Origin of the sequence: Falsiroseomonas stagni DSM 19981, assembly GCF_900114315.1 — a bacterium.
In the GTDB taxonomy this organism is placed as follows: Bacteria; Pseudomonadota; Alphaproteobacteria; order Acetobacterales; family Acetobacteraceae; genus Falsiroseomonas; species Falsiroseomonas stagni.
In genome coordinates this window covers 206,952-233,858 of record NZ_FOSQ01000002.1, presented here as the reverse complement: position 1 = coordinate 233,858, position 26,907 = coordinate 206,952, and the positions used below count along the sequence as shown (strand labels likewise).

Here is a 26,907-nt window from a genome sequence, read left to right as displayed (position 1 = left end):
GGGTGGGCGTCCTGAATCAGCGGGTGTGGAGTGTCGGGGGCGCTTACAACGTGGGGGAGGGGAGGGCAAGCGGCGGGGGGGGCTGGAAGTGTCGGCCATCGGTACGCCCTGGCGCCCTCGTTTGCCTTAAGCACGGCGCAGAAAGCCTGCGGGCGCCTTGTGTCGCAGTTGCATCATTGCGATATTTGGCTACGCTGAGCGACCATCTCGCGTATGGCGAGGTTTGATGGAAAAGAAATACCAGATTTTTTTGTCCTCGACCTACCGAGACTTGGTCGAAGAGCGCACTGATGCATCCAGGGTCGTTTTAGACCTCGGGCACATCCCCGCAGGCATGGAGGCATTCCCGGCCTCTGATACAGAGCAGCTCCGCTATATCAAAAAAGTCATAGACCAGTGCGACTATTATGTTATTATTGTGGCTGGTCGGTATGGGTCAGTCGACGCGGGAGGAGTGAGCTATACTCAGCGAGAGTACGAATACGCACTTGAAATTGGATTGCCGATTTTAGCATTCATTCGAGAGGAGCAGAATAGTTCTCTGGATGATGGTGTGTATCAGCCTGAATTGCTGGATCGAATTGAGAAACTGAAGCAATTTCGTGCAAAATTGGCTGACTCTCGACTTGTGCGTTTTTGGGCGGATCGCAAAGATCTTCGGTATGAGCTTGCAAGATCCTTATCGCACGCATTCTCTGATTTCCAGCGCGTGGGTTGGATACGCGCGAACCGTGCGGCCTCTGAAGACACAATTTCCAAGTTGCTGGAGACGTCTAACGCTCTGGCTCGCCTACAAGAAGAAAACGCGCGGCTGAGGGCCGAACTAGCTCCGTCCGTGAGCGGTATAGCCCCGCTCGGTGCCAAAATTGACATTCCATATACTTACAGTGTATATTATCGGTCTGGGTCGTTAACTGAGCGTGGAATCCTGGCAACGACTTGGCGCAATATCTTTGTCTTTGTTTGCCCAAATCTCATGGCGCCGGTTCACGTAGACGCCTTTGGCACCTTGTGTGAAAAATTTGTTACCCATTCGGCCGGCAGGATATCATGTGATATCGGGGTGGCTTGGAAGGGCCAGCTCAAAATTCAGCTAATCGCCCTATCGCTCGTCAGAAGCTATCAAGCGACCATGGTGAAGGGCGGTGTTGCGGAATACCTGACGTTAACCGATTACGGGAAGAAGGTTCTGATGGAAGTGACTGTTATCAAGGCTTAGCTGGCGGATTAATTTATTTGAATGATCATCATCCAGCGGCCATTCTCTCTATCGGCTGCCGCATAGAAGATGCCAGTCATCCGCCATCGCTTTGTCGCCCCGCGTAACACGCGCAACACATTCCCCCGCCACACCCGCGCTAGCCTCGCTGCCCACCGGCGCCCCGCCCGGCCCCAGCCAGGAAGCCCGCCCGCATGACCTACTACTCCCCCGCGGCCTATGCCGGCCTGTATCACGCCATCCCCATCATCGATCAGCGGCTCGGCCTCTCCGTCACGCTCGACATCCAGCGCTACGTCAACGGCTGGACGCCGGAGAACCAGGCCGAATACTACGTCCTGCTCTCCAAGCTCGCCGGCAAGCTGAAGCTGAAATCGCCCGCCGCCGTCCGCGCGCAGTCGCAGCCCTTCTTCATCAAGGAGCATGATTCGCTGATCAACCCGGCGGAGGAGTGGTACGACCCCTCCCTCAGCCGCGCCTATGCCTGCCGCGCCTCGCCGGAGGAGATCGCGGATGCCGTGCGCCTCGCGCATTTCTGCGGCATGACCAATGGCAATCCGAAAGCCTATGGCGAGAAGTGGTTCGGGCTGGACTGCAACACCTTCGTCGGCAACTGGCTCGGCATCTCGCCCTCCTCCGCCATCTTCGCCTATGCCATGGGCTACGGGAAAAGCGACAAGCTGCTGGGCGCCACGCCCGACGTCTACGCGACGCGCAACCGCCTGCCGCTCGACCTCGTGACGGACGCCGCCAAGGTCACGGAAGGCACCGTCGCCTGCACCTTCGGGGAAAAGGACGGCCGCGGCTTCCGCTGGCGCCACATCGCCCTGGTGGAGAAATGCGAGCTGGTGCAGGGCTCGACCTACAACCTCTGGCTCGCGGAATGGGGCACCAAGGGGAATATCGAGAAGCACCGCACCTCCCCGGACAAGCCGAAGCAGGTGCAGATCACCTCGGGGAAATTCTGCGCGGAGATGCCGACGAAGGAGGTCCTAGCCTTCGACGGCACGGACCCCGGCGGCAAGCCCGCCAAGCGCATCTTCTTCGATGGCAGCAGCCTGGATGACCTGCCGCATCGCGGCTGGCATGTCGGCGGGATGTACGGGGTCTGAGGCGGGATGACCCCCACCCCCAACCTCAGCCGCAAGCCCGGGGGAAGGAGTTAACCCACTTCCCACACCGGCCCGAGTGGCACCTTGCCCGCGCCACCCGGCCGTTCCTGGACATAGGTCGGCCAGGCGAGGCCCGTGACGCGGTGGCGCAGCTGGCGGAGCAGCGCGCGGCCTTCCTCTGGCGGCACCTCGAACCGCGCCGTGCCGGGGGCGTGGTCCAGCTGGTGCAGGTAGTAGGGCTTCACGCGGTGCCGCAGCATGGTGCGGAATAGATCCTCCAGCGCATGCGCGCTGTCATTCACCCCGCGCAGCAGCACGGATTGGCCCAGCAGCACCACGCCCGCCTGCGTCAGCCGCGCCAGCGCCGTCGCGGCCGCTGATGAAAACTCCCGCGCATGGTTGGCATGGAGGCAGAGATACAGCGCCGTCTCCGTCCCCATCGCCGCGGCCAGCGCCGCCGTCACCCGGCCCGGATCGGCGACGGGCACGCGGGTGTGGATGCGCAGCACCTCGATATGGGGAATCGCGGCCAGGCGGGCCAGGATAGCGCCGAGCCGCCGGGGCGAGAGCATCAGCGGATCGCCCCCGGTCAGGATCGCCTCCCGCACCCCCGGCGTCCGTTCGAACCAGGCGAGCGCCGCGTCCAGCTCCGCTTCCGTCAGCAGCCCGCCATCGGGACCCACGACCTCCCGCCGGAAACAGAAGCGGCAATAGACGGGGCAGGCGAGGAGCGGCTTCAGCAGCGCGCGGTCGGGGTAGCGATGCACCACGCCGGGGACGGGGGTGAAGGCTTCGTCGGCCGTGGGATCCAGCAATTCATGCGGCGCCGTCACCAGTTCCTCCGCACGGGGGATGTATTGCGCGGCGATGGGGTCGGCGGCGTCGGTGGGGTCGATCAGCCTGGCCATGGCCGGCGTCACGGCGATGGAATAGCGGGCCTGCACCGCCTCCAGCCCCGGCACCGCGGCGGCAGGTACCAGGCCGGCGGCGGCCAGGCCGGCGGCGTCGCGCAGCGCGCGGGTGTGGTGGGGGGCGGGGGCTTCGGGCATGATCCGTCCCTCCTAAACCGCAATGCGGGGCGCGCGTCCATGGCCGAGGCTGGCGATAAACCCTGGGAACGGCTCCAGGCCCGGCTCCCCTTCCTCAAGCGCCGGGCCCGCCTCACCGCCGATATCCGCGCCTTCTTCGCCGCCCGCGGCTACATGGAGGCCGAGACCCCCTGCCTGGTGCCGGTGCCGGGGATGGAGGTGCATCTCCGCGCCTTCGCCAGCGCCTATGAACCGCATCTCGGCGTCGGCGCGCGGGTGCCGCTGTGGCTGCGCACCTCCCCGGAACTGGCCCTGAAGCGGCTCCTGGTCGGCGGTTCGGGCAAGGTCTTCGAACTCGCGCGGGTTTGGCGGAACGGGGAAGCGAGCCCCCGCCACGCGCCGGAATTCACCATGCTGGAATGGTATGCGCCGGGGCAGGGGATGGCCGCGCTGATGGCGGAGACGGAATTGCTGCTGCGTTCCGTCGCGCCGCGCCACGTCGCGCATGGGGACGCCACCTGCGACCTCGCGCTTCCCTTCGAACGGCTGACCATGGCGGAGGCCTTCAGCCGGTACTGCCGGGGCATGGACATCCTCGGCACCGTCGATCCGGCCAGCGGAGAGGGTGATGCCGCGACGCTCCGCGCCAATGCCGCGCGCGTCGGGCTGCAGGTGCCGGAGGGCGACAGCTGGGAGGACGGGTTCTTCCGCCTGATGCTGGACCATGTGGAGCCGCATCTCGGCCGCGGGCGTGCGACGTTCCTGACGCATTGGCCGACGCCGCAGGCGGCCCTCGCGCGGCGGGACCCGCGGGATGGCCGCGTCGCGCTGCGGTTCGAACTCTTCGTGGCGGGGCTCGAGCTCGCCAATGCCTTCGATGAGCTGACCGACCCGGTGGAGCAGCGCGCCCGCTTCGAACGCGATGTCGCGGAGCGGCGGCGGGAAAGCGGGGAGGAAGGCTGGGGGGTGGATGAGGATTTCCTCGCCGCGCTGGAGCAGGGGATGCCGGAGGGTGCGGGCATCGCGCTCGGCTTCGATCGCCTGGCGATGCTGGTCAGCGGCGCGCGGGATATCGAGGATGTGCTGTGGCTGCCGGCCGTGCCCCGCGACGCGCCCCTGGCGCTGGCGGCACCGGTGAAGCTGCTGGAAGGCCCGCGATAGCGCGTTCAGCCCGCCAACCCGTCCCACAGCAGCTTGAGGCCTGTCGCCACCAGCAGGATATGGCACCACCAGTAGAGCCGCTTCTGGTCCAGGCGCTGGTGCAGCGTCCAGCCGCCCCAGACACCGAGCCAGACGAAGGGCAGGCAGGCCGCCATCAGCAGCCAGGTGCCGGGCGTCGGCGGTGCCGCCATCAGCCAGGGGCCGACCTTCAGCAGGTTGGCGACCGTGAAATAGATGCTGGTGGTGCCCGCATAGACCGCCTTCGGCAATTGCAGCGGCAGCAGGTACATCGCCAGCGGCGGCCCGCCGGAATGCGCCAGCATGGTCGTGATGCCGGAAGCCGTCCCCGCCAGCACGCCCCGCCTGGCGCTGCGCGGCCGGGGCGCGACCGGCGCCCGCCCAGCCCGCTGACTCGCAAAATACTTCGCGGCGAAGGCCAGCGTCACCACCGCCATCGCCAGGGCCACGCCATCCCGCGGCAGCAGCGCCACGATCGCGGTGCCGATGACGACGCCCATCGCGAGGCCCGGCAGCAGCACGGCCAAATCCGGCTTCGACCAGGTGCCCGGCTTCCAGTAGCGGAAGGCCGCGACATCCATGGCCAGGAACAGCGGCGCCAGCATCGCGCCGGCCTCCACCGGGTCCATCGTCAGGGCCAGCAGCGGGATGCCCAGCAGCGCGAAGCCGCCCCCGAAGGCGCCCTTCAGCCCCGCGATCAGCGTGGTGGCGATGGGCGCGAGCAGCCAGGCGAGCCAGAGGTGATCCATCGGCCGCAAGCCTCCCGTGGCCCTGCGCGTCACGCAAGCCGGGCGATGATCTCCGCGTCACGCTCAACCGGCCAGGCGTAGAAGGTGAAGATGTAGGGGTCGGAGGCCGCGAACACTGCGGGATCGGGCGACGCCACCTGCATCGTCGCGGCATCGAAGGCCTCGATCGGATGGAAGCGGCCTGCGTGATGGAAGCGAACGGCGTAGCCCAGACCCACCAGCAGCGCCGGCACGTCCCGCGTGCTGCTGGGGCGGTGGCGCTCCTCGACCTCCAGGCTCAGCACGGGACGGCAGCGGCGCAGCGTCTCCGCGCCGCCGCGCAGCACCTCCTCCTCGAAGCCCTCGGCATCGACCTTCACATGGGTCAGGTCGGGGATGCCGAGGCTGTCGATGGTCACGACCTCCACCCGGTGACGCTCCACGCCGACGGAAGCGAAGCCGGCATAGTCCTTGGCCGCACTCGCCCATTGCTCCTGCACCACCCCATCCAGCACCGGGACGGAAAGCGTCAGGCTGCCGGGCGCGGCGCCGAGCGCGCGGGGATGCAGCGCCACATGCGGCGGGATGCTGCCCCCATGCGCCGCCCGCATCGCGGCATCGAGTCGCGTGAAGGCGCTCGGCAGCGGCTCGAACGCCAGCAGGCGGCTGGCGGGAAGGCGGGACAGCGGGATGGCGAGAAGGCCATCATGCGCGCCGACATCCAGAATGGTGCCGGCCGCGTGCATGCGGGTGTGGAAGGTAAGTTCATCCATGTCGTCGCCCGCGCCGTGATGCCCGCCCGCATGTGGGGCGGGCATCGCTCCGCGTCAGGTCAACGCGGCGGAATCTCGGAAATCCGCAGTTGCGCGGGCACACGGCTGCCGCGGTCGTAGTGGCCGATCCAGATGTCGTACTGGCCGGATTGCGGGTTGCGGAACACGAGGCCCGCATTGGTGCTGCCGGCATGGTCGTCGTTGCAGGCCCACTGCCCGTTCGGCAGGTTCACCACCAGCGTCACATCGGCCCGCGACACGGCGGAGAGGTAGAGCGGCAGCCCCTGGCCCGCGCGGTAGTTCAGCCGCACATCCGGCGCATCCGCGATGGAGCCGACGCATTGCGATCCACCAAGGCGTTCCGCCGGCAGGTTGCCGCCCGCCGTCACGGCCACCACCGTCGGGTCCGGCGCGAAATTGGCGCTGAGGTTCAGCGTGCCGAAGGATGGGGGGCGATTGAAGTTCTGCGCCAGCACCGGCGCTGATATGAACAAGGCGGCCGCCGTGGCAGCCAGGGTGTGACGGTGCATGGTTCCTCCTCCGCGCCTCCGGGGCGCCTGTTGGCCGCCCGGGCGCCGCGCGGCATGGGGCATCCGCGCGCCGGAGGGGTGGCTGCGCTGAGTATGCGCCATCGGCGGCGGTCCGTAACCGTTCGGGAAAAGGTTCGATGCGAGACCGGCAGCCGGCCGTTTTTTCTGAGGCCGCGGCGCGTCCGGCGCGCGTCCCCGGCCGTAGTGCCGGCAAGGGCTTTCGCCCCCCACCCCGTTACCAAGGCTTCACCATGCCCCGATCGCCGATCCTCCCCGCCCTGCTGCTGGCGCTGGTCCTCCTGTCCCCGCGGCACCAGGCCATGGCCCAGGCGACGCCCGCCCAGCCCGTCCTGACGCCATCGGCCTTCCTGGCCTGGCCACCGCTGGAACGGCGCTTCGCCAGCACCGGCGGGGGCGGCTGGGTGATCGACGACTATGATCCGCGGCGCGTCGGTGCCGTCTGCGTCACCGACTTCACGGTGTTCTCCCCGGCGGGTGAGCGCATCCTCAACACGGTGGTGTTCGATGCGGTGCCGGTGGAAGGCGGGGGCGTGCTCTGCACCCGGGGGCGCTGGCGCGGGCGGGACGGCAATGGGGAGGGCACGACGCCGCTGGAGGTCTTCATCCGCGCCGACGGCGCCCGCTTCCGCTCCCCCTGACGCCGCTACAGATAGAGCCAGCCCCGGCTGACGGGGACGACGCCGCCGCCAACGGAGACGCGGATCGCCTCCCCCTCCCGCCACGCCTCCACGGCCAGCAGGCTCGGGCGGCCCATCTCGATCCCCTGTTCGACCACCAGCGCGATCCGGTCAGCCCCGCTCCGGTGCAGCAGCAGCCCCCCGAGCGCGACATTCGCCGCGCCCGTCGCCGGATCCTCCGCGATGCCGCCCATCGGCGCGAACATGCGCGCGCGCAGCCGCAGCACCGAATCTTCCTGCCCCTGACGGCAGAAGAGGTGCAGGCCGACCGCAGTGGAGGCGGGGAGGTGGCGGCGGAAGGCGGCGGCATCGGGCGTGGCGGCCGCGAGGGTCGCTTCATCTGCCACCTCCGCCAGCGCGAAGGGCGTGCCGCAGGACGCGACCACGGCGTCGCCGGCCAGGCCGGGCAGCCCGGCGCAGGCGGCGATGCCCGCCGGGTCCAGCGCCTGGCCCAGCGCGAAGGGCTTCGGCGCGGTGATGCTGGCGGCGATCACGTGATGGGTCTCGTCCCGCGTCAGTTCCGCGACGACGCGCCCCGCCGCCTGGTCCAGGAACAGGCGGTCCCCCTGGATGCCGAGGTAGCGCGCCACCAGCACCGCGGCGCCGACATTCGGGTGGCCGGCGAAGGGCAGTTCCAGGCCGGGGGTGAAGATGCGGATGCGGGCGGTCGCCGAGGCTTCGTCCGCCGCCTCCACGAAGACGGTCTCGCTGAGGTTGAATTCGCGCGCGATCGTCTGCATCGCCGCGGTGTCGAGCGCCGCGGCGTCCCGCACCACGGCCAGCGGATTGCCGCCGAAGCGGCGGTCGGTGAAGACGTCACAGGTCTCGAAGATCAGGCGCATGGGCGGGCTCCTTTCGCGGGGGCATGCGCCAGGGGCGCCCGGCGGGCAAGGGTACGGCTGGCGTGACCGCCGCGGGGCCGCATGGCAGGGTGCGGCCATGGGTCAGGCATTTCTCCAGCGCATCATCGGCAGCGGCGTCAGGCGGCTCGCGGCGGGCATCCTGCTGGCGGCGCTTGCGGCCATGGCGGTGGGCATGCCGGCGGTGATGCTGCTGGCCGTGCTGCGGGGGGAGGCAACGCTGCCCGCCGATGCCGCGGCGTGGCGGGAGGCGCTGGACCTCTGGCTGGACATGCTGCCGCTGCTGCCCTTCGCCATGCTGTTCACGCTGATCGGCGGCCTGCCGATGCACCTGGCGCTGGCGGCGATGCGGCGGCAGGGTTTTCTCGGTTACGCGGTGGCCGGAGCACTGGGTGGCGGGTTGCTGCTGGGCACGCTGCTCGGGGCGACGACGGGCGGGCTGGGTCTGCGCCCGGCCATCCAGGGCGCAGCCATCGGCGTTGTGGCGGGGCTGGTGTTCCGTGCGGTTTGGCGCCCGGTGCGGTCAGGCTGAGGCAATCGCCGCGTTCATCGCCCGCACCCCGGCGGCGGGCCCTTCCGGGTGGTTCCAGACGGCGCCGACCACCGCGAGAAAATTCGCCCCCGCCCGGACCAGCGGCGCGCAGTTGCCCGCGGTGATCCCGCCGATGGCGACGCAGGGCAGTTCGAACATCTCGCTCCACCATTCCAGGATCTCGGGGTCCGCGTGGTGCTGCGCGTCCTTGGTGGTGGTGGGGAAGAAGGCGCCGAAGGCGACATAGTCCGCACCGTTCTCGCCGGCCTCCATCGCCAGGTGGCGGGAGGCATGGCAGGTGACGCCGATCGTGGCCTCCGCCCCCAGCAGCTTGCGGGCGGCGAGGGGGTCGCCATCCCCCTGGCCGAGATGCACGCCATCGCAGCCCGCGCGCTTCGCCAGGTCCATGCGGTCATTCATCAGCACGGCGACGCCGGCGGCCTGGGCGATGGGCAGGATGGCGGCGGCGGCGCGCAGGATGGCGTCATCCGCCACATCCTTCAGCCGGATCTGCAGCGCCGCGACATCGCCCGCATCCAGCGCGCGCGCCAGTCTGTCCGCGAAGGCCGGCAGGTCCGGCAGGGCGGGCGGGGTGATGAGGTAGAGGCGGCAATCGCGGTCGGGGGCGTCTGGCATGGCAGGGATGTCGCGCGCCCGGCGGGGATTGGGAAGGGGGTCAGGCGCCGCCGAGCCAGCGATACAGGTCGCCGGGACGGGGCTCGGCCTCCGCCCCCGCCCGCGTCGCGCGCCACCACATCCAGAGCCCGGGCGTCACCAGCAATTCCATCCCCAGCGCCAGCAGATGCGGCGTGGGCGGGCGGCCCTGGCCGACAACGCCCGCCAACCGCGCCAGGCCGCCCAGCGCCACGATCAGCACCAGGATGGTGAAGACGCCACCGCGCCGCTTCAGGTCCGCCGCGCACCACCAGGCCAGGATGCCGATGCCCATCAGCAGGCCCGACAGGTAGCGCAGGTGGCTGTCCGTCGCCGGGCCGGCTGCCTCCCCCAGGAAGCCGGCGCCGGTCAGGACCCCGGCGGCGCCGGCGGTCAACGGAACAAGGGCGGCAAGGCGGATCGCGAGGGGCGGCATGAACGCGATACGCGCGGAGCCCGCCGGTGGATGCAACGCACGATCACGATAGTCCGCGCCACGCGAGTTGCGCCCCGATGCCCAGCAACGCCAGGAAGAACAGGCGCCGGAACAGGGCCGGCGGGATGCGGCCGCGCAGCCTGGTCCCCACCGCCATGCCGATCAGCGCCGGCGGCAAAGCGAGGAGGGAGGCGAGCGAGGTCGCGGGGGTCACACTTCCTGCCCAGGCCAGTGCCGCGCCCAGCGCCAGCGTCGCCGCCAGGAAGGCCAGGCCCAGCGCCTGCACCAGCGCATCCCTTGCCAGGCCGAGCGCGCCCAGCCACGGCACCACCGGCATGACGAAGACGCCCGTGGCGCCGGTGATCAGGCCGCCCAGCAGCCCGACCGGCACCGCGCCCAGCCCTTCCGCGCGCGGCGAGAGATGCAGCGGCGGCGCCGCCAGCCCCCAGGCCGCGTAGGCGACCAGTGCCGCGCCCAGCAGGCCGAGCGCCGCGGGGCCGCCTTCCGTCAACAGCCCGATGCCCAGAAAGGTGCCCGGCACCAGCGCCAGCAGCATCGGCCACAGCCGCCTGAGCAGCGGCCGCAGCGCCGGGCCCGCGCATTGCATGATGTTGGTCGCGAGCGATGGCAGCAGCAGCAGCGAAGCGGCCTCCGCCGGCGGCATCACCAGCGCGAGCAGCCCGATGGAGATGGTCGGCAGGCCGAGCCCGATGATGCCCTTGGCGAGGCCGGCCGCGAGGAAGACGAGGAGGATGAGGGGAAGATTGTCCATGGCCCATCCTGGCGTCATGCCGCCGGGCCATGCTTCGGGCAGGGCCGAACGAAAAGCGGCGGCGGGGTTGCCCCCGCCGCCGCGCCGCGATCCAGGCCGGTCAGGCCAGGATCAGTTCTTGTAGACGTCGATGATGGCCTGCAGCAGCGCCAGCGCGTCCGCCTTCGGCCGCTGGAAGGCGTTGCGGCCCATGATGGAGCCGTTGCCGCCACCGGCGTGGATGGCGCGGACTTCCTTCAGGATGTCCTCCTGGCCCTTGGCCTCGCCGCCCGAGAACACGACCAGGCGCCGGCCGCCGAAGCAGGCCTGGACGATGTGGGCGAAGCGCGCCGCGGCATCGTCCTGCACCGGGTTCTTCGTGTAGGTCGCCTTGGCGGCATCGAGGCTGATGGCCGCGGTCGGCGGCTTCACCTTGATGATGTGCGCGCCGGTCAGCGCCGCCATGTGCGCGGCGTAGGCGCAGATGTCGAGCGCGGTCTCACCGACCTTGTCCAGCATCGGGCCGCGCGGATAGGACCACACGACGACGGCGAGGCCGACGGACTTCGCCTCCTCCGCCAGTTCCCGCAGTTCCTCCATCATCTCGAACTGGTATTCGGAGCCGGGATAGATGGTGAAGCCGATGGCGGAGCAGCCGAGGCGCAGCGCATCGCCGATCGTCGCCGTCACGGCCTGGTCCTTGGTGGTGGACAGGCTGTTGCTGCTGTTCATCTTCAGGATGGTCGGGATGGTGCCGGCATAGGTGGCGGCACCGGCCTCGATCATGCCGAGCGGCGCGGCATAGGCGTTCAGCCCGGCCTCGAGCGCCAGTTCGAACAGGTAGCGCGGGTCATAGGCGGCCGGGTTCGGCGCGAAGCTGCGCGCGGGGCCATGCTCGAAGCCCTGGTCGACCGGCAGGATCACCATGCGGCCGGTGCCGCCCAGCTTGCCCTGCATCAGGATGCGGGCGAGGTTGGCCTTCGTCCCGGGGTTGTCGCTCTCGTACCAGGACAGGATTTCCTGGACCTTCGGCGTCAGGCGCATCGTGGAATTTTCCTCGGTCAGCGGCGGTTGCGGGCTTGGCCCGGGGTCTAGCGCAGGTGTCCGCGCGTGTCATCCGGTGGAACGGTCAACCAAGCGGCGAGCCGCGACCGCCCGGCGGGGTGGCGGAGGTCGAGTGACCGGGCCTCCATCGCAGGCGGGCGGCCGGGAAGCAGGGTGGCGCCGGCTTCCGCGCAGGCGCCAGCGATGGCCGCGAAGGCGGGGGCGGTGGCATCGAGCACGATGCCGCGACATCCCGCCCGCAGCGCCGCCAGCGCGTCGCCCGGCGCGGTGCCGCAGCACAGCAGGTCCGGCGCCGGGACGGCGGGATGCGCGGCGCGCGCGGCATCGACCAGGGCGCGCCAGGCGCGGGGGCCGAGGAAGCCCGCCGCACCCTCCGCCGACAGCAGCGCGACGCCGCCCGGCCCCGCCAGCGTTAGCGTGGCCATCGCTTCCGCGGCTGATACGACCATCACCGCGCGAGGAATCCGGGCTGGAATCGAGCTCACCGTTGACCCGCAGGCCCTTGCATGTAAAGCGTTGCAGCATGCCGGGACCGCCTGCGGCAAGCGCCCATGGCGCTACGCGGGCACCGGCACCGGATCAGGCTTGGGGGCTTCGGAACAACCGTGTCAGGTGCACGCGCGTCAGGTGCGGGGATCGATGCCGGGGGCGATCCGACGGGTCGCGCCCTGGCGCGGCTTGAAGCCGCGGTGGAACGCCTGGCGGATGCCGCCGCCCGGCCGCGGCCGGAAGGGGTCGCTGGCGAAGGCGTGTCCCGCGCCGCGGTTGCGGCAATCGCCGACAGGCTGGACGAGACGATTGCGCGGCTTCGCGCGGCGCTCGGAGAGGATCAGTAGGCATGGGTCAGGTCACCGTTCGCGTCGGCGGCTACAGCCACCCCGTTTCGTGCGAGGATGGGCAGGAGGCACACCTGGTCTCCCTGGCGGCCGAGGTGGACAAGCGCGTGAATTCCATCAAGGCGATGGGCGGGCAGTTCGGCGAAAGCCGCCTGATCCTGCTGGGCGCGCTGCTGCTGGCGGATGAGGTGCATGACCTGAAGGTGGCCCTGGCCCAGGCCCGCGCCGGCCAGGTGGCGGCCGCGCCGCAGCCCGACCCGCGCCTCGCCGAACGCCTTGCCCGCATCGCCGACCGGATCGAGGGCATTGCCCAGACCCTCGACCGCCCCTAACTAGGGTGGGCGGGGCTGCCCGGTTGGTGAGGCACTTTAACCCCCGGGGCCAATGAGCATCCTCCGGGGGCTGGCGCTGTTCGGGCCGTGGTCCGAGCATCTGGCTCCCACCTGCACCAGCAGGTCTCAGGAGGGTTATCAAGCCCACGGCCATGGTGGCTCCGCGCCTGTTTTTTTCGTGCCCTCAGACGGCGGGCGCCCGCTCCGCGGGCTTGCCTTCGCGCCGACGCACTGCGGCGCCAGCGTTGAGCGCGTGCTGCGCGCGGGCCCGCTATCGCGGGTCGTGGTGTTGATCGATGGGTCCGGTCATGCTCTGCCCCGTCCTGCTCGCTGACCTGAAGGCGGAGGCGCGGAAGGCCGCGCTGGCGCGACGCCTGGGGCAGGACCCCCTGGCATGCGGGCAGGCGCTGGCCGCGCATCTGCTGCGGGACATGCCGCCGCCGCCCGGCGCCGTCGTCGCTGGCTTCTGGCCGATGGGGCCGGAGATCGACATCCGCCCGCTGCTGCACGCGCTGCATGGCCGCGGCCACCGCATCGCGCTGCCGGTCACGCCGAAGCGGGGGCTGCCGCTTCACTTCAGGGCATGGTCCCCGGGCGATGCGCTGGCGCGTGGCCCCATGGGCACGTCGCAACCAGGACCGGACGCCGCGCCCCTGGTGCCGGACTGGCTGCTGGTGCCGCTGCTCGCCTTCGACCGCGCGGGCAGGCGCCTCGGCTACGGGGGCGGCTATTACGACCGGACGCTCGCCGCGCTGCCCGGCGCCACGGCCATCGGCACCGCCTTCGCGGCCCAGGAGGTTGACGAAGTGCCCGCGGGGCCCGAGGACGCGCCCCTGACCGCGATCGTCACCGAGCGTGGTGTGACCCGCGCCGGAGTGGCCGATTAATGCGTATCCTGTTCCTGGGCGATCTGGTCGGCCGTGCCGGCCGCGATGCCGCGAATGCCGCCATCCCCGTGCTGCGCGAACGCCTGGCGCTGGACCTGGTGGTGGTGAACGGGGAGAACGCCAGCCACGGCTTCGGTCTCGCCCCCGACATGGCGCGGGCGCTGTTCACGGCGGGCGCCGATGTGGTGACCCTCGGCAACCACGCCTGGGACCGGAAGGAGATCATCCCCTATATCGAGGGCGAGCCCCGCCTGATCCGCCCGATGAACTACCCCCCCGGCACGCCGGGCAAGGGCGCCTTCATCGCCGTGCTGGCGGATGGCCGTCGCGCGCTGGTCATGCAGGCGATGGGCCGGCTGTTCATGGATGCGCTGGACGATCCCTTCCGCGGCGTGCAGGCGGTGATCGCGCCGCATCGCATGGGAACCGGCGGCACCGTCCACGCCATCATCCTGGATTTCCATGCCGAGGCATCCTCCGAGAAGCTGGCCATGGGCCACAGCTTCGACGGCAAGGTCTCGCTCGTGGTCGGCACCCACACCCATACGCCGAGCGCCGATCACCAGATCCTCCCGGGCGGCACCGCCTACCAGACCGATGCCGGCATGTGCGGCGACTATGACAGCGTGATCGGCATGCAGAAGGGCGCGGCCGCGCTGCGCTTCTGGAAGAAGGTGCCCGGCGAGAAGCTGGCCCCGGCGGAAGGCGAGGCGACGGTCTGCGGGCTGTTCGTGGAGACGGATGACACGACGGGCCTGGCGCTGCGGGTGGAGCCGGTGCGCATGGGCGGGCGGCTGAGCCAGGCGATGCCGGCGGTTTAGCGGGGCCCACGTCACCTGGAAACAGCGGCGCGCCATTGCCTGAGCCTTCGCTCGGCCTCTCGCCGTTGGTCGGGCGTCAGTTGCGCATCAATTTGCGCTTGCAGACGAGCCGGCTCCGGGGAGCGTCCCTCGGCGACCAACAGCCACATCATGGCCTGGACTGGGTCACGAGCGACGCCATCGCCCTGATGATAGATCAACGCAAGGCGGTAGCTGGCGTTGATGTGGTCGAGACGTGCCGCATTCATGTACCAATGCAGGGCTCGCGGTATGTCGCGTGGTACTCCGACGCCTGTGCGATACATTGACGCCAGCGTTGTCATGGCATCGGCGTGCCCGCGATCCGCTGCGGCCGAAAGATACTCCACGGCAGCCGGCGGGTCCTGAGGCCTGCCCTGACCCCATCGATACATTGCGCCAATCAGGTAAAGAGCTGTCGCGTCGCCGGAACGCGCTATGGGCGACAGTATCGCAAAGGCCTGCGCGAAATGGCGCCGGCCAAGCGCCGCCTGTGCTTGCTCTAACTGCAATGCTGTGTCCGAAAATTGGGTGCTGGGGCGTGTTGGCGGAATCGGAGTTGTCGTGATCGCTGGCAAGGTTGCCGGCTGCGGCGGCCGCGCTGCGCCAGGGGCCACGCCCGCCAGGAACACGCGCTGCCGGCCCATCTGTCCGTAGATCGCCGGCTGCTGCTGCCCGCGCGTCGCCTCCACCACATCCTCATGCACTTCGCGGAACAGATCGTAGACTTCCAGCGCCGAATTGCCGAGGTGGCGCAGAAGCGCCGTGGTGTAGGGGCTGTTGCGGCCGGCCCCGTCCGCGGCGGTACTGCCCTCCTTCGCGGCATAGGCGACGAGCACGGCGGAGCGTGCCGGCTCCACGCGCGCGAGGCCGCGCCCGACGCTGCGCTGCACGCCCGCGCTGCGCTGCATCCGGTTGCGGAAGGGATCGTCGCGGCAGGCATCGAGGATGACGAGGCCGAGGCTGCGCGCCCGGGCCACCGTCTCCATCACGTCACGCAGGCGGATCGCCTCATGCTGCACGTCGCCCTCTGCGCGCATCTCCACATCCACGGGCAGCAGCCAATTCTCGCCGCCCATCTCGATCCCATGGCCGGCGAAGAAGACGATGGCCTGGTCGGCCTCCTCCGCCGCCCGGCCGAAATCGCGGAGCGCGCGGCGCATCGCGTCCTGCCGGCCGTCCGACAGCACCGTCACGCCGAAGCCGAGGCGTGACAGGGCTGCCGCGACATCCGCCGCATCGTTCAGTGGATTGGCCAGGCGCGCGACCGACGCGGCGGTGTAGTTCGCATTGCCGACCACCAGCGCCACGCGCTGGCCCTGTGCCATGGCCGCCGGCGCCGCGATCGCGATGCCCGCCAGCAGCAGGCCGAACAGCCAAGCGCGAAGCAACCGCATTCCGCCCCCTCATCGCGTCGTGCTCGCAACGATAGGAAGGCCGGCGCCTTCGCGTAAGTCGGAATCCGTTGGCGCCCCCCCTACGCCACGCGCCTGAACCGCGCCAGCGTGCCACTCCGCAGCAGCGTGCTCGGCAGGCGGTGCCCCACAACCTCCTCCGCCAGCCGCCCGGCCTGCACCAGCGCATCGAGGTCCACGCCGGTCTCGATGCCCATCTCCTCGCACAGCAGCACCAACTCCTCGCTGGCGATATTGCCGGGCGCGCCGGGCTGGCCGGCGAAGGGGCAGCCGCCGAGTCCGCCGACGGTCGTATCGAAGCGATGGATGCCCATCCGCAGCCCCGCATGGGCATTGGCGATGCCGAGGCCGCGCGTGTCGTGCAGGTGCAGGATCACCGACAGGTCCGGCCAGCGGCTCCGGACCTCCCCCACCACGCGCTCGATCCGCGCCGGCGTCGCCCAGCCCATCGTGTCCGCCAGCGTCGCTTCCGGCAGGGACAGCCCATGCGCCGCGCCGATGGCGAAGGCATCCTCCAGCGCCTGGATCACGGCCTCCACCGGCACGTCCCCGGCGTAGTTGCAGCCGAAGGCGGCCTGGACGCTGATGCGGGTGACCGGCACGCCGGCGTCCTGGTGGGCGCGGATATTCACATGCTGCGCCTCGATGTTCTTCGCACGGTCGCGGTTGAGGTTCTTGAGCGAGAAGGCCTCGCTGGCCACGACGGTGACGGCCGTCTCCACCGTCATCCGGTCGCGGAAGGACAGCGCGCGGGCCATGCCGGCCGCGTTGAACCACAGCGCGGTGTAGGTGACGCCGGGGGCCGGTTCGAACCCCGCCGCCACCTGTTCCGCATCCGCCCAGCCCGGGACGATCTTCGGGCTGACGAAGGAACAGACCTGGATGTGGTGCAGGCCGGTCCCGGACAGCGCATCCACCAGCGCGATCTTGCGCGCGGTCGGGATCGGCCCGGGCTCGATCTGGAAGCCCTCCCGCGGGCCTTCCTCCCGGATCTCGACGCGGCGGGGCAGGTCGGTCATGGCGGTTCCTCCGCGCGGCAGGTTACTCCCCCGGGGGCCGCCCGGCTACTTCAAGCCGCGCCGCTGGTCCGGATGCAGCGCGGTGCCGAGGATGTGGGACGACCGCCCGATCACATGGCCTGCGCCGCCGACGATCAGCGGATCGGGCGCATGCACCACACCCTCATCCTTCCCGGCATAGGGCAGGGCGTGCAGGAAGTAGCGCATCGCTTCCAGCCTGGCGCGGCGCTTGTCGTTGGACTTCACGATGGTCCAGGGCGCGTCGGCGGTGTCCGTATAGAAGAACATCGCCTCCTTCGCCTCGGTGTAGTCGTCCCATTTGTCGAGGCTCGCCTTGTCGATCGGCGAGAGCTTCCACTGCTTCAGCGGATCGGTCTCCCGCGCCTCGAACCGCTTGAGCTGTTCGTCCCGCGTGACGCTGAACCAGAACTTGAAGAGGCGGATGCCGGACCGGGTCAGCATGCGCTCCAGCTCCGGCGCCTGGCGCATGAATTCCAGGTATTCGGAGGGCGAGCAGAACCCCATCACGCGTTCCACGCCCGCCCGATTGTACCAGGAGCGGTCGAAGAAAACCATGTCGCCGCCCGCGGGCAGGTGCTGGATGTAGCGCTGGAAATACCATTGCGACCGTTCGCGCTCGTTCGGCTTCTCCAGCGCGACGACGCGCGCGGCGCGCGGGTTCAAATGCTCCATGAAGCGCTTGATGGTGCCGCCCTTGCCGGCCGCGTCGCGGCCCTCGAACAGGATGACGATGCGTTCGTTGGCGTCCTTCACCCAGGCCTGCGCCTTCAGCAGTTCCACCTGCAGCGGCTTCACCCGCGCCAAGTATTCGCGTTCGGTCAGGCGCGTCGCGTAGGGGTATTCGCCGGTCTCGAAGGCGCGGCGCACGGCTTCGGGATCGTGGCGCGGCGCTGCCCGGCGATGCGGGCGCACTAGATCCGCGGCCGCATGGGCGATGCTGGCGGCACCTTCCGGCGCCTGGCCGTCGGGCGCGGGCAGGGCTTCGGGCAGGGTGGTGCCGTCTTCGGTCATGGCGGGCGTCTCCATCGCGGGGCAGGCTGCGCCCGGCGCGCATGTGGCACGATGATCTGTGTCAATCGGATGAACAGGCTGGCGTCACGCCCAGGCGGGCATGTCGATCCAGGCGAGGTGCCCGCCCTTGCCCGCGCCGCAATCCACGAAGATGGCGCGGCCGCCCTGCGCGCCTTCCGCGACATAGGGGCGGCCATCGGTGCTGCGCCGGTCATGGCCGCAGACCACCACCATGTCGGCGGGGATGCGGTCCACCCAGTCATGCACCCGGTCGGGGAAGCCATCGGCGCGCATCCGGCCCGTGACCTGGCCATACAGCGCCCGCGTCATCAGCCCCTGCGCCTTGCGTTCGCCGGCATCGGGCGGCGGGGCGCTGTGCAGCATCCCGGGGTGGAAGCCGCCATGGACGAACAGCCGCCCGCCATCATGCACCCAGGCCGGGGCGCGGCCGATCTCCTCGATCGCGCGGGCCTTCAATGCCTCCCCATCCGGTGCGGCGTCGAGCTGCGCCAGCGTCCGGTGCAGCCCTTCCGGCTGGCCCCGCACCGGCGCGCCGGTCAGCGCCCGGCGCAGCTTGTGGTCGTGGTTGCCGAGGATGAAGAGGCCGCGGCCTTCGTCGATCAGCGCGAACATCCGGCGCAGCACCTCCGGGCTGTCCGGCCCGTGGTCCGTCAGGTCGCCGAGTTGGATGATGAACATGTCCGCGGCCAGAGCGCCCTCGATCGCGTGGATGAAGGCCGCGGCATCCCCATGCACATCGGCCACCACGCGCAGCCCCGCGAAGCCGCGCCACAGATGCCCGACCGGGGAGGGCAGGGGCGCCATCAGGCCGCGTCCCCGGGCTTCCGAAGCGCGGCGAAGGCGGCCAGCGCGCGGGCGCGGCCCTCCGCATGCTCCACCACCGGGCGGGGATAGCTGGCGCCGAGCCGGATGCCGCAGCCCGCGAGGATGCCGGCCGGTGCCTCCCACGGCTTGTGGATGAAGGCGGCCGGCAGCTTCGCCAGTTCGGGCACGAAGCGGCGGACATAGGCGCCCTCCGGGTCGAACTTTTCCCCCTGCAGCACCGGGTTGAAGACCCGGAAATAGGGCGCGGCATCCGTCCCGCACCCCGCCACCCATTGCCAGGAGGCGCTGTTGGAGGCGAGGTCGGCATCCACGAGCGTATCGTGGAACCAGGCTTCCCCCGCCTGCCAGGGCTGCATCAGGTGCTTCACCAGCAGGCTTGCCGCGATCATGCGCACGCGGTTGTGCATCCACCCGGTCCGCCAGAGCTGCCGCATCCCCGCATCGACGATGGGATAGCCCGTGCGGCCCTGCTGCCACGCCGTCAGCAGCGCCTGGTCCGGCACCCAGGGGAAGGCATCGAATTCGCCCCGCAGCGCGCGGGCCGGCATTTCCGGCCGATGCCACAGCAGGTGATAGGCGAATTCCCGCCAGAGGATCTCCTTCAGGAAGGTCTCCGTGGCCCCGGCGGCGGCCCCTGCCGCGCGCGCGGCGTGCCAGACCTGCACGGGGGAGATTTCGCCCCAGCGGAGATGGGGCGACAGGCCGGATGATCCCTCGATGCCCGGCAGGTTCCGGTCGCTGTCGTAGCGGCCGAGCGCGCGGGCGGTGAAGCGCGAAAGCCGGGCGGCGGCGCCCTCCTCCCCCGGCTGCCACAGCGCCCCGAACCCCCGGGCCCAGTCTGGCTCGCCCCTCACGGGGTACAGGGCCAGGCTGTCCAGTGTCTCGCCTCCCGCCGGTGCCTCGACCCCCGGGATGCGGTCCGGCGCGGGCAGGGGGGGCGGCGGGTCGCCGGCCGCCAGCAGGGTCTTCGCGAAGGGCGAATAGACGGCATAGGGCTTCCCGCTGCCGGAGCCGAAGCCATGCGGTTCCCGCAGGATGGCCGTGGTGTGCAGCGCCAGGGCGCGGCCCGCTTCCCGCAAGGCCTCATGCACCCGGCGCGACTGTTCCCGTGCCCAGGGCTCGTAGCCGCGGCCGGCATGGATTTCTGCCGCGCCGATGGCGGCAGCGAGGGCGGGGATCACCGTCTCCGCCCGGCCACGCGCCAGCAGCAGCGGCGCGCCGCGCGCGGCGAGCGAACGGCCCAGCGAATCGAGGCTGCCCTTCAGCCACCACCGCGCCGCCCCGCCATGCGCCCAGTCGCCGGCCGCCTCATCGTCCAGCACGAAGACCGGCAGCACGCGCCGCCCCCCCGCCAGGGCGGCCGCAAGGGCGCGGTGATCGGCCAGGCGAAGGTCGTGGCGGAACCAGAGAAGGGCGGGAGCGGGGGAGGCGGCGATCGCAGTCATCCCCCTCATGTAGGACGAAACGCGCGCGGCGCGAGCATCCCGAGAGAACCATCGCGGGTTCGCGGCGTTGGATGGGCGACCGCAAGCAGCCGGAACGACCACCTTCGGTGGATGGCCGGCCTCGCGGGACACGGAAAAAGGAAAAGACGCATGACCCCGATGCAGAGGCGCGGGCTGTTCACGCTCGCCGCGGCGGGTGCCGCGATGGGTGCAGGCCTGGCGGCGCCGACGGTGCTGCGCGCGCAGACGCAGCTTCGCACGCTGGCCGATACGATGGCCGGGGATTCCCGGTTCTCGCAATTCCTGAACCTGATCACCCATGGTTCGATGGTGGAGAAGTTCCGCCAGGCGGCGCCGATGACGGTCTTCGCGCCGATCGATGCCGCCTTCGCCGGCGCACCCTCCGGCCTGCTCGACCAGCTCCTGGGCGGGTCCCAGTCCGGGCAGAACCGGAACGACGTGGATCGCCTGCGCCTTGGCGCGCTGATCGACTACCACACCGTGCCGGGCATGCTGCGCGCGGCGGAACTGACGGGCGACCGGCGCCTGCGCACGGTGAACGGCGCGGATATCGCGCTGACCTCGGCCAATGGTCGCCTGTCGTTGCAGAACCCGGCGCCCGGCCAGCAGATCGCCGGCTTCGGCGCGGCGGGGCAGAATGTGTCGGCCCGCCCGGCGCAGGTGGTGCAGGCGGACATCATGGCCAGCAACGGCATCATCCATGCCATTGACCAGGTGATCTGGCCGTAAGGCGGGACCACACCCCCACCCGACCCTCCCCCGCCAGTGCGGGGGAGGGCTCGTTGCGTTCAGGGGCCGTTCGCGGCCTCGGCCTCCATCGCGCGCATCGCGCCGCGAAGCGGGCCGGTGGCAAAGCTGTAGAGGCGTTCCTGCCCGATCAGGAAGGCGCGGCCGCCGCGATGGAACAGCCGCGCGATGGCGGGATCGCGGATATCGAGCCCGCCGGTGAAGGCACCGAAGGCCGGCAGCATCAGGCGCCGCCCATCCGTCAGGAAACACGGCCGCGTCACGCCGCCACCCCTGACCGGCATGGTCGCCTTGGGGTGGAAATGGCCGGACACCTCGATGATGCCGAGCGGCAGGCGGGCGGGATCGGCCTGGTGCCGGAAGACGATGGCGCCGATGCGCAGTTCCGTGACCGCCGTGCCGGGCAGGCCCTCCGGTGGCTCCGGGTCATGGTTGCCGAGCAGCCAGGTGACTTCCCGCCCCTCCAGCAGCCGCTTCAGCGTGGCGCAGTCGGCGGGCGGCAGGCGGGCGCAGCCATGGCGGTCATGGAAGCTGTCGCCCATCAGGACCAGCTTCTGCGGGTTCCACTTGCGCAGCGCGGCGCCCAGGCGTTCCAGCGTATCCCGCGTGTCGTAGGGCGGTACGAACTGGCCGCGGGCGGCGAAGTGGCTGCCCTTTTCCAGGTGAAGGTCCGTCACGGCCAGCAGTTTCTGGGCGGGCCAGGTGCAGACGCCGGCGGGGTCCAGCATCAGGCGCTGGCCGGCCATGTGAAGGGGGGCGGCAGTCATCGGTCGGGGCTTCCCAGGTGCTTCGGGGCGCTGCGGATGAATCGGTTGTAGCGGGCCTTCTTGTCGCGGGGCCGGCGCGCCCTGTCACGATCCCCGCGCGGCGGAATCGCCTCCGTCACGGTGGCCAGCACCTCGTTGAAGGCATCGGTGCCGAGCGTGGCGTCGGCCACCAGCGCCTCCGCCTCCGCCAGCAGCGCATCCTCCGCGCCGCCCGCCACCCATTCGCGCCCTTCCTCGATCAGCGCCGGCACGGCGAGCGGCGAGACGCGGTCCAGCGCCCGGTGGCGGATGCCGCCCGCCCGGGCGCGCGCCAGGATCAGCCCGATGCGCGCCACATCCGTCAGCCCCGCGGCGGCTTCCTGCCGCGTCGCGCGCAGCAGGATGTGGTCGGGCTCATGCTTGCGCAGCACGTCGTAGATCAGGTCGGCATTCATCGTCATCTGGCGCCCGGACTTCTCCTGCCCCGGATGGTTCTTCTCGATGAGGCCGGCGATGGTCGCGATGTTGCGGAAGGTGCGGCGGAGCATGGAGCTTTCCGCCATCCATTCCTCCAGCTCCTCCCCCAATATGTCCTCCTCGAACAGCCGCTCCACGCCCACGGGCTCGAAGGCGCACCAGGCGGCCAGGACGTAGTCGGTGGCGAGGTAGCCGAGCGGCGCCATGCCGAGCTTTTCCATCCGCTTCGTCACCAGCATGCCGAGCGACTGGTGCGCCAGCCGCCCCTCGAAGCAATAGGCGACGAGGAACCACTTCTCGCCGCGCGGGAAGGTCTCCACCAGCAGCCCGTCGCGGGGTGGCATTTCCGATTGCTTCTGCTGCAGCCGCAGCCATTCCTGCACGGGGGCGGGCAGCGCCTTCCACGCCTTGGGGTCCGCCAGGATCGCGCGGACGCGGGCGGCCAGGTAGGTCGTCAGCGGCATCCGGCTGCCGGCATAGGCGGGGACGCGGGGTTCGCCTTCACCGCCCCGCGTCACCAGGCAGGCGGTGGTGTCGAGGCCCTCGAACCGCAGCAATTGCCCCGCGAAGATGAAGCAGTCGCCCTGGGTGAGGGTGGAGACGAACCATTCCTCCACCTCCCCCAGCACGCCGCCGCCACGCAGCCTGACCTTCATGAGTGGCGTCTCGACGATGGTGCCGAGATTCATGCGGAGCTGGCGCGCCACGGCGGTGGTCTTGACATGGATGTAGCTCTGCGCGTCCCGGAACAACTTGCGAAAACGGTCGTAGGATTGCAGGGCGTAGCCGCCATCCTCGACGAAGCGCAGCGCATCGTCGAAGTCGCGGCGGGGCAGGGCGGCATAGGGGGCGGCGCGGGTGACCTCCGCATAGAGGTCGTCGGGCCGGAAGGGGCCCGCCACCGCGACGGCGAGGATGTGCTGCGCCAGCACGTCGAGGCCCCCCGGCCGCGGCGGGTCGCCATCCAGCTCATGCGCCGCGATGGCCTGGCGGGCGGCGGTGCATTCGATGACCTCGAAGCGGTTGGCGGGCACCAGCACGGCCTGGCTGGCTTCGTCCATCCGGTGGTTGGCGCGGCCGATGCGTTGCAGCAGCCGCGCCACGCCCTTGGGCGCCCCCACCTGCACCACCTGGTCCACCGCGCCCCAGTCGATGCCGAGGTCGAGCGAGGCTGTCGCAACCACCGCGCGCAGCCGCCCCGCCGCCATCGCGGCCTCCACCTTTCGCCGCTGCTCCACGGTCAGGGACCCGTGGTGCAGGCCGATCGGGAGGTTGTCGTCATTCATCTTCCACAGCGCCTGGAAGCACAGCTCCGCCTGGGCGCGGGTGTTGACGAAGACGATGGTGACGCCGGCCTCCCGGATCCGCCGATAGACCTCCGGCATCGAGGCCAGGCCCATATGCCCGCCCCAGGGCAGGCGGCCTTCCGGCAGCAGGATGTCGAGGCGCGGCTCCGCGCCACCCTCGCCCACCACCAGCGCCACGTCGTCGATGCCGCCGGTGGGCGAGAGGTAGCGGCGCAGCGGATCGGGGTGGGCGACGGTGGCGGACAGGCCGACGCGCCGGGCGCCGGGCGCGAGGGTGCCAAGCCGCGCCAGGCCCAGCGCGAGCTGGTCGCCGCGCTTGGTGCCGGCGATGGCGTGGATCTCATCCACCACCACCGCCGCCAGCCCGCCGAAGAAGCTGCCGGCATCGGGCAGGGTCAGCAGCAGCGCCAGGCTTTCCGGCGTGGTCAGCAGGAAGTTCGGCGGATTCTCCCGCTGCCGGGTGCGGCGGTTCTGGGGCGTGTCGCCGGTTCGCGTCTCGATCCGGATGGGCAGGCCCATCTCCTCGACGGGTTGCGTCAGGTTCCGCGCGATGTCGACGGCCAGCGCCTTGAGGGGGGAGATGTAGAGGGTGTGCAGCCCGTCGCGCGGCTGGCCGTGCAGGTCGATCAGGCTGGGCAGGAAGCCCGCCAGCGTCTTGCCGCCGCCGGTGGGCGCCACCAGCAGCGCGGAATCACCCCGCCGCGCGGCCGCCAGTAGCGCCAGCTGATGCGCCCGCGGCGCCCAGCCGCGGCCGGCGAACCAGGCGGTGAATGGTTCCGGTAATGTTCGCATCGCCCCATTATGGCGCCGCTTCGGGAATGGGGAAGGGGCGGGCCGACTATGAGCCTGTGAAAGAAGCGAGCTTGAGCATTAATGCCCGTTGAAATCATTGGGCTTTTTCCTCGGATTCCGGCGCTTTCGGGCATCAACAGGCTGCGGAAGAACGGGCGGCTGAGGATGGGCGAGCGAATTTTCGGGCAGGAAAGGATGACGCGCAGACACGATGTGGTTGCATCGTGGCAAGCGGCAGACGAATCCTGCGCGGAAAGGCGCCGCCCAGCCGACCCGTCCCGTTTTTCCGCAGCCTGTTTATTCACAAGCTCTATGCCGGGGGGGCCGCCTTCGGCGCGCGCGCGGGCATCAGGCGCGCCCGCGTCACCATGAAGGGGCCGAAGGTCTGCTCCGCCGGGGCTTCCTCCGGCAGGGGGATGGCTTCAAGCGGCCCCCAGGCAGCGGCGCGTTCGCCGGCGGACAGGAAGCTCCGCTGCACCAGCCAGTCGCCGAGCTGGCGGTAGTCCAGCACCGTCGATCCCTGGTTGGCTGTCGCGGCCCGGCCTTTCACGCTGGCCGCGTCCGCGGGCAGGGCGATGCCGGCGATGGCGTCGGCGACATGCACCTCCGTCACGCCGGAGTCCTGCAGCTGGATGGCGAATTTGGTCTTGGGCGGCAGCCGCCGCAGGATGATGCCGACGCGCTGCTCCGGCCGCGCGACATAGGCGTAGAGGTGAAGCGCGGAGCCCTCGGCAAAGACCAGGCGCCTGGCGGCGCGGTAGAGCGCGATCTGCTCGGGGACGGACCGATCCTCCGGCCGCAGCACCTGCCAGCCCGCCCGCAGGAAGGCCTGCTCCAGCGACTCCTCCTCGGCGAAACGCGCCGGCGGGACGAGCCCGGCGCGGGAGACGTAAAGGCCGGGCAGTGTGGCGGGGCCATCGGCGTCCGCTGGGCCGGCCATGCGCCCGACGAAGCGCCGGAAGGCGGGATGGCCCGCCGCGACGTCGGCCGAGGCGTTCAGCATCAGGGCGGAGGGCACCGCCAGCTGTTCGAAGATGGTCGGACGGATGACGACGAGCAGCTTCTTCCCGTCCAGCCCCAGCAGCCGCAGCGTATCCTGGATGTAGGGCCGCTGGAGCGTGACGCTGGCGAAGCGCGCCGCATTGCCGGGGCGGGGGGAGGCGAGGGTCCAGACGATGCCGTCGGCCCAGTCGCGCAGCGGCTCCATCGCCCAGAGCCGGCCGAGGCTTTCCGTCAGGAAGTGCCCGAAATGGTGATGCAGCCCGCCGCCATAGAGCCAGCGCCCCCGCTGCGTGATGGGGGTGCGCAGGGCGGGCCCGCAGGCTTCCAGCGCCGCGGCCAGGTCCGGCCGCGGCATGTGCACGCGGGCCCCGGCGCGATGGAGGCTGCGCGGGATGATGGCGCCGGCCGCGGTGTAGGGACCGCCATCGACGGCGATGCCGGCGCGGCTGCTGAAGCCGTACTCGGCCTCGATCACCGGGTCGGCCATCGCGATGCTGCGGAGCGAAGGCACCACCACGGCCTTCTCGTGATGCTCGATCGCCGGTTCCTTGTCATACCGGACGGGCTCGGCCAGGAAGCGGCGCAGCAGCACGCGGTTCTGGTCGGCCACGGCTTCGCTGCCGGCCGTTGGCGGCGTGTCCATCAGGGGTGCCGCAGGCGGGGCTTCCGGTTGGGCCTCCCTGGGTGCCTCCCTCGGGACCTCCGCCGGCATGGCGGCCGGCGTCCAGCTTGCGTGCGGGGCCGGGGGGATGGCCAGGCGGAAGCGGTCCGGGATGCGGAAGGGGGCGCGCAGCCGGGCCGGGTCCCGCGCCGCCTCCCGGTCCCCCACCAGGGCGCGGAACGCCGCTTCGCCCAGTTCCGGCGCATCGGACGGTGCGGCGAGGGGGAAGGCCTTGGCCGCCAGGCCCTCGGCCGCCATGCGCCAATGCCCGCCATGCTGGCTGGCGATCGCCTCGGCCGACCAGGTCACTGCCTGGCGCCGCGCCTGGGTTTCCCGGAACAGCGCCTCATCGACGTATTTCAGGTGGAACAGGTAGAGGTCGTGATCGAGTTCGGCGGCCTGGGGACAGTGATGGAAGCCCGGCCGCCAGACCACCGGCACGCGGGAGACCAGCGGCTTGCAGTAGCGCGGGCTGAACCTGGCGAAGCCGCGCTGGGCGAGGATGGGCTGCGCCGGGTCCAGCCTGGCCTCCGTGCCGGTCACCTGGACCACGTCGCAGCCGATGGCGCGCAGCGTCGGGTGCCGGGACCGGGCGATGAGATCGGCCAGGCCCGCATGGCGCGCCGGATCGGCGACGAGGAATTCATCGGCGTCGGAGAAGATGACCGCGTCGTAGTAGGACAGCAGCGACGCCTGGTAGTGGCTGACGCAGCGCGCCCGCGCCACCTCCTCGAATTCACCGCGCGGCAGGCGGATGGTGTTGGCGACCACGCCATCGGTGCTGCCATCGGTGGATCCGTGGTCGAGGCAGAACAGGTTCTCCGCGCCGACTTCCCGCGCGTAATGCGCGGCCCAGAGCCGGAGGAACAGCGGCTCGTTGTAGACCATGGTGAAGGCGGCGATCTTCATCGCGGCTTACTGCTCCCCCTGCCTGCCGA

28 protein-coding genes and 1 other RNA gene are annotated in these 26,907 nt (G+C 70.5%); 11 read left to right on the top strand and 18 right to left on the bottom strand.

What is annotated here, in order from left to right:
• The first annotated feature begins 226 nt into the window (after positions 1-226).
• Together BM041_RS07940 and BM041_RS07935 are read left to right on the top strand one after the other, a co-directional pair.
• Entirely contained in the window at positions 227-1,219 is a 993-nt protein-coding gene (locus BM041_RS07940) for a DUF4062 domain-containing protein (RefSeq protein WP_092958147.1), read from the top strand.
• A gap of 194 nt (positions 1,220-1,413) precedes the next feature.
• Entirely contained in the window at positions 1,414-2,331 is a 918-nt protein-coding gene (locus BM041_RS07935) for a hypothetical protein (RefSeq protein ID WP_092958145.1), read from the top strand.
• A gap of 50 nt (positions 2,332-2,381) precedes the next feature.
• On the opposite strand, the gene BM041_RS07930 is transcribed toward BM041_RS07935, so the two are convergent.
• Positions 2,382-3,380, bottom strand: coding sequence for a lysine-2,3-aminomutase-like protein (locus BM041_RS07930; RefSeq protein WP_092958143.1), 999 nt, complete (start codon positions 3,378-3,380; stop codon positions 2,382-2,384).
• 39 nt (positions 3,381-3,419) lie between these two features.
• On the opposite strand from BM041_RS07930, the gene epmA reads away from it, so the two are divergent.
• A complete protein-coding gene (epmA, locus tag BM041_RS07925; protein ID WP_092958141.1) occupies positions 3,420-4,520 on the top strand; it encodes an EF-P lysine aminoacylase EpmA in 1,101 nt (366 codons plus the stop codon).
• Positions 4,521-4,525: 5 nt separating this feature from the next.
• Here the strand turns inward: epmA and BM041_RS07920 are convergent, their stop codons facing one another.
• The 3 genes from BM041_RS07920 to BM041_RS07910 are packed head-to-tail and all read right to left on the bottom strand — an operon-like array spanning position 4,526 to position 6,569.
• Positions 4,526-5,287, bottom strand: coding sequence for a sulfite exporter TauE/SafE family protein (locus BM041_RS07920; RefSeq protein WP_092958139.1), 762 nt, complete (start codon positions 5,285-5,287; stop codon positions 4,526-4,528).
• Between the two features lie 29 nt (positions 5,288-5,316).
• A complete protein-coding gene (locus BM041_RS07915; RefSeq protein ID WP_175533811.1) occupies positions 5,317-6,039 on the bottom strand; it encodes an FkbM family methyltransferase in 723 nt (240 codons plus the stop codon).
• 59 nt (positions 6,040-6,098) lie between these two features.
• On the bottom strand, positions 6,099-6,569 hold the full coding sequence (locus BM041_RS07910) for a hypothetical protein (protein WP_092958137.1): 471 nt from the start codon (positions 6,567-6,569) through the stop codon (positions 6,099-6,101).
• A 251-nt stretch (positions 6,570-6,820) separates the two neighbouring features.
• On the opposite strand from BM041_RS07910, the gene BM041_RS07905 reads away from it, so the two are divergent.
• Complete coding sequence (locus BM041_RS07905; protein ID WP_092958135.1) at positions 6,821-7,228, top strand: hypothetical protein; 408 nt, start codon at positions 6,821-6,823, stop codon at positions 7,226-7,228.
• A gap of 5 nt (positions 7,229-7,233) precedes the next feature.
• Here the strand turns inward: BM041_RS07905 and BM041_RS07900 are convergent, their stop codons facing one another.
• Positions 7,234-8,109: a PhzF family phenazine biosynthesis protein gene (locus tag BM041_RS07900; protein WP_175533810.1), complete on the bottom strand. Its 876-nt coding sequence runs from the start codon at positions 8,107-8,109 to the stop codon at positions 7,234-7,236.
• A 97-nt stretch (positions 8,110-8,206) separates the two neighbouring features.
• On the opposite strand from BM041_RS07900, the gene BM041_RS07895 reads away from it, so the two are divergent.
• Positions 8,207-8,659, top strand: a complete 453-nt coding sequence (locus BM041_RS07895) for a hypothetical protein (protein WP_092958131.1) — start codon at positions 8,207-8,209, stop codon at positions 8,657-8,659.
• Here the strand turns inward: BM041_RS07895 and thiE are convergent.
• The 5 genes from thiE to BM041_RS07870 all read right to left on the bottom strand — a co-directional run bounded on the left by thiE (position 8,651) and on the right by BM041_RS07870 (position 12,017).
• A complete protein-coding gene (gene thiE / locus BM041_RS07890) occupies positions 8,651-9,295 on the bottom strand; it encodes a thiamine phosphate synthase (RefSeq protein ID WP_092958129.1) in 645 nt (214 codons plus the stop codon). The genes BM041_RS07895 and thiE overlap by 9 nt on opposite strands.
• 40 nt (positions 9,296-9,335) lie before the next feature.
• Positions 9,336-9,749 carry a DUF4345 domain-containing protein gene (locus tag BM041_RS07885; RefSeq protein WP_092958985.1) on the bottom strand — a complete coding sequence of 138 codons (414 nt, stop codon included), beginning with the start codon at positions 9,747-9,749 and terminating at the stop codon, positions 9,336-9,338.
• A 43-nt stretch (positions 9,750-9,792) separates the two neighbouring features.
• Positions 9,793-10,521: a sulfite exporter TauE/SafE family protein gene (locus tag BM041_RS07880; protein ID WP_217648656.1), complete on the bottom strand. Its 729-nt coding sequence runs from the start codon at positions 10,519-10,521 to the stop codon at positions 9,793-9,795.
• A 111-nt stretch (positions 10,522-10,632) separates the two neighbouring features.
• A complete protein-coding gene (locus BM041_RS07875) occupies positions 10,633-11,544 on the bottom strand; it encodes a class I fructose-bisphosphate aldolase (RefSeq protein WP_092958125.1) in 912 nt (303 codons plus the stop codon).
• 47 nt (positions 11,545-11,591) lie between these two features.
• Positions 11,592-12,017, bottom strand: a complete 426-nt coding sequence (locus BM041_RS07870) for a hypothetical protein (protein ID WP_217648655.1) — start codon at positions 12,015-12,017, stop codon at positions 11,592-11,594.
• Positions 12,018-12,170: 153 nt separating this feature from the next.
• On the opposite strand from BM041_RS07870, the gene BM041_RS29905 reads away from it, so the two are divergent.
• From BM041_RS29905 to BM041_RS07850, 5 genes are all read left to right on the top strand, one after another.
• Positions 12,171-12,401, top strand: a complete 231-nt coding sequence (locus BM041_RS29905; RefSeq protein ID WP_139225993.1) for a hypothetical protein — start codon at positions 12,171-12,173, stop codon at positions 12,399-12,401.
• Positions 12,402-12,403: 2 nt separating this feature from the next.
• Positions 12,404-12,733 (top strand): cell division protein ZapA, encoded by a 330-nt coding sequence (locus BM041_RS07865; RefSeq protein WP_092958122.1) that lies wholly within the window; start codon positions 12,404-12,406, stop codon positions 12,731-12,733.
• Positions 12,734-12,742: 9 nt separating this feature from the next.
• A non-coding RNA gene (gene ssrS / locus BM041_RS07860) (6S RNA) lies at positions 12,743-12,899 on the top strand.
• A gap of 142 nt (positions 12,900-13,041) precedes the next feature.
• Complete coding sequence (locus BM041_RS07855) at positions 13,042-13,620, top strand: 5-formyltetrahydrofolate cyclo-ligase (protein ID WP_092958120.1); 579 nt, start codon at positions 13,042-13,044, stop codon at positions 13,618-13,620.
• A complete protein-coding gene (locus BM041_RS07850; RefSeq protein WP_092958118.1) occupies positions 13,620-14,441 on the top strand; it encodes a TIGR00282 family metallophosphoesterase in 822 nt (273 codons plus the stop codon). Before BM041_RS07855 ends, BM041_RS07850 begins: the two co-directional genes overlap by 1 nt.
• Positions 14,442-14,452: 11 nt before the next feature.
• Here the strand turns inward: BM041_RS07850 and BM041_RS07845 are convergent, their stop codons facing one another.
• From BM041_RS07845 to BM041_RS07825, 5 genes are all read right to left on the bottom strand, one after another.
• Complete coding sequence (locus tag BM041_RS07845) at positions 14,453-15,856, bottom strand: caspase family protein (RefSeq protein WP_092958116.1); 1,404 nt, start codon at positions 15,854-15,856, stop codon at positions 14,453-14,455.
• 80 nt (positions 15,857-15,936) lie between these two features.
• On the bottom strand, positions 15,937-16,893 hold the full coding sequence (locus BM041_RS07840; protein WP_092958114.1) for a hydroxymethylglutaryl-CoA lyase: 957 nt from the start codon (positions 16,891-16,893) through the stop codon (positions 15,937-15,939).
• A gap of 45 nt (positions 16,894-16,938) precedes the next feature.
• The gene (gene ppk2, locus BM041_RS07835; RefSeq protein WP_245761974.1) at positions 16,939-17,925 is read right to left on the bottom strand and encodes a polyphosphate kinase 2; all 987 of its coding nucleotides are present in this window, start codon (positions 17,923-17,925) and stop codon (positions 16,939-16,941) included.
• An 84-nt stretch (positions 17,926-18,009) separates the two neighbouring features.
• Positions 18,010-18,750, bottom strand: coding sequence for a metallophosphoesterase (locus BM041_RS07830; RefSeq protein WP_092958110.1), 741 nt, complete (start codon positions 18,748-18,750; stop codon positions 18,010-18,012).
• Complete coding sequence (locus BM041_RS07825) at positions 18,750-20,216, bottom strand: cryptochrome/photolyase family protein (RefSeq protein ID WP_092958108.1); 1,467 nt, start codon at positions 20,214-20,216, stop codon at positions 18,750-18,752. Before BM041_RS07825 ends, BM041_RS07830 begins: the two co-directional genes overlap by 1 nt.
• A gap of 150 nt (positions 20,217-20,366) precedes the next feature.
• On the opposite strand from BM041_RS07825, the gene BM041_RS07820 reads away from it, so the two are divergent.
• Complete coding sequence (locus BM041_RS07820) at positions 20,367-20,966, top strand: fasciclin domain-containing protein (RefSeq protein ID WP_175533809.1); 600 nt, start codon at positions 20,367-20,369, stop codon at positions 20,964-20,966.
• Between the two features lie 59 nt (positions 20,967-21,025).
• On the opposite strand, the gene pdeM is transcribed toward BM041_RS07820, so the two are convergent.
• The 3 genes from pdeM to BM041_RS07805 form a co-directional block, all read right to left on the bottom strand.
• On the bottom strand, positions 21,026-21,751 hold the full coding sequence (gene pdeM / locus BM041_RS07815; protein WP_092958104.1) for a ligase-associated DNA damage response endonuclease PdeM: 726 nt from the start codon (positions 21,749-21,751) through the stop codon (positions 21,026-21,028).
• Positions 21,748-24,306 (bottom strand): ligase-associated DNA damage response DEXH box helicase, encoded by a 2,559-nt coding sequence (locus tag BM041_RS07810; protein WP_092958102.1) that lies wholly within the window; start codon positions 24,304-24,306, stop codon positions 21,748-21,750. The genes pdeM and BM041_RS07810 overlap by 4 nt, the downstream gene beginning before the upstream one ends.
• Positions 24,307-24,616: 310 nt before the next feature.
• Positions 24,617-26,878: a glycosyltransferase 61 family protein gene (locus BM041_RS07805; protein ID WP_092958100.1), complete on the bottom strand. Its 2,262-nt coding sequence runs from the start codon at positions 26,876-26,878 to the stop codon at positions 24,617-24,619.
• Positions 26,879-26,907 lie beyond the last annotated feature (29 nt).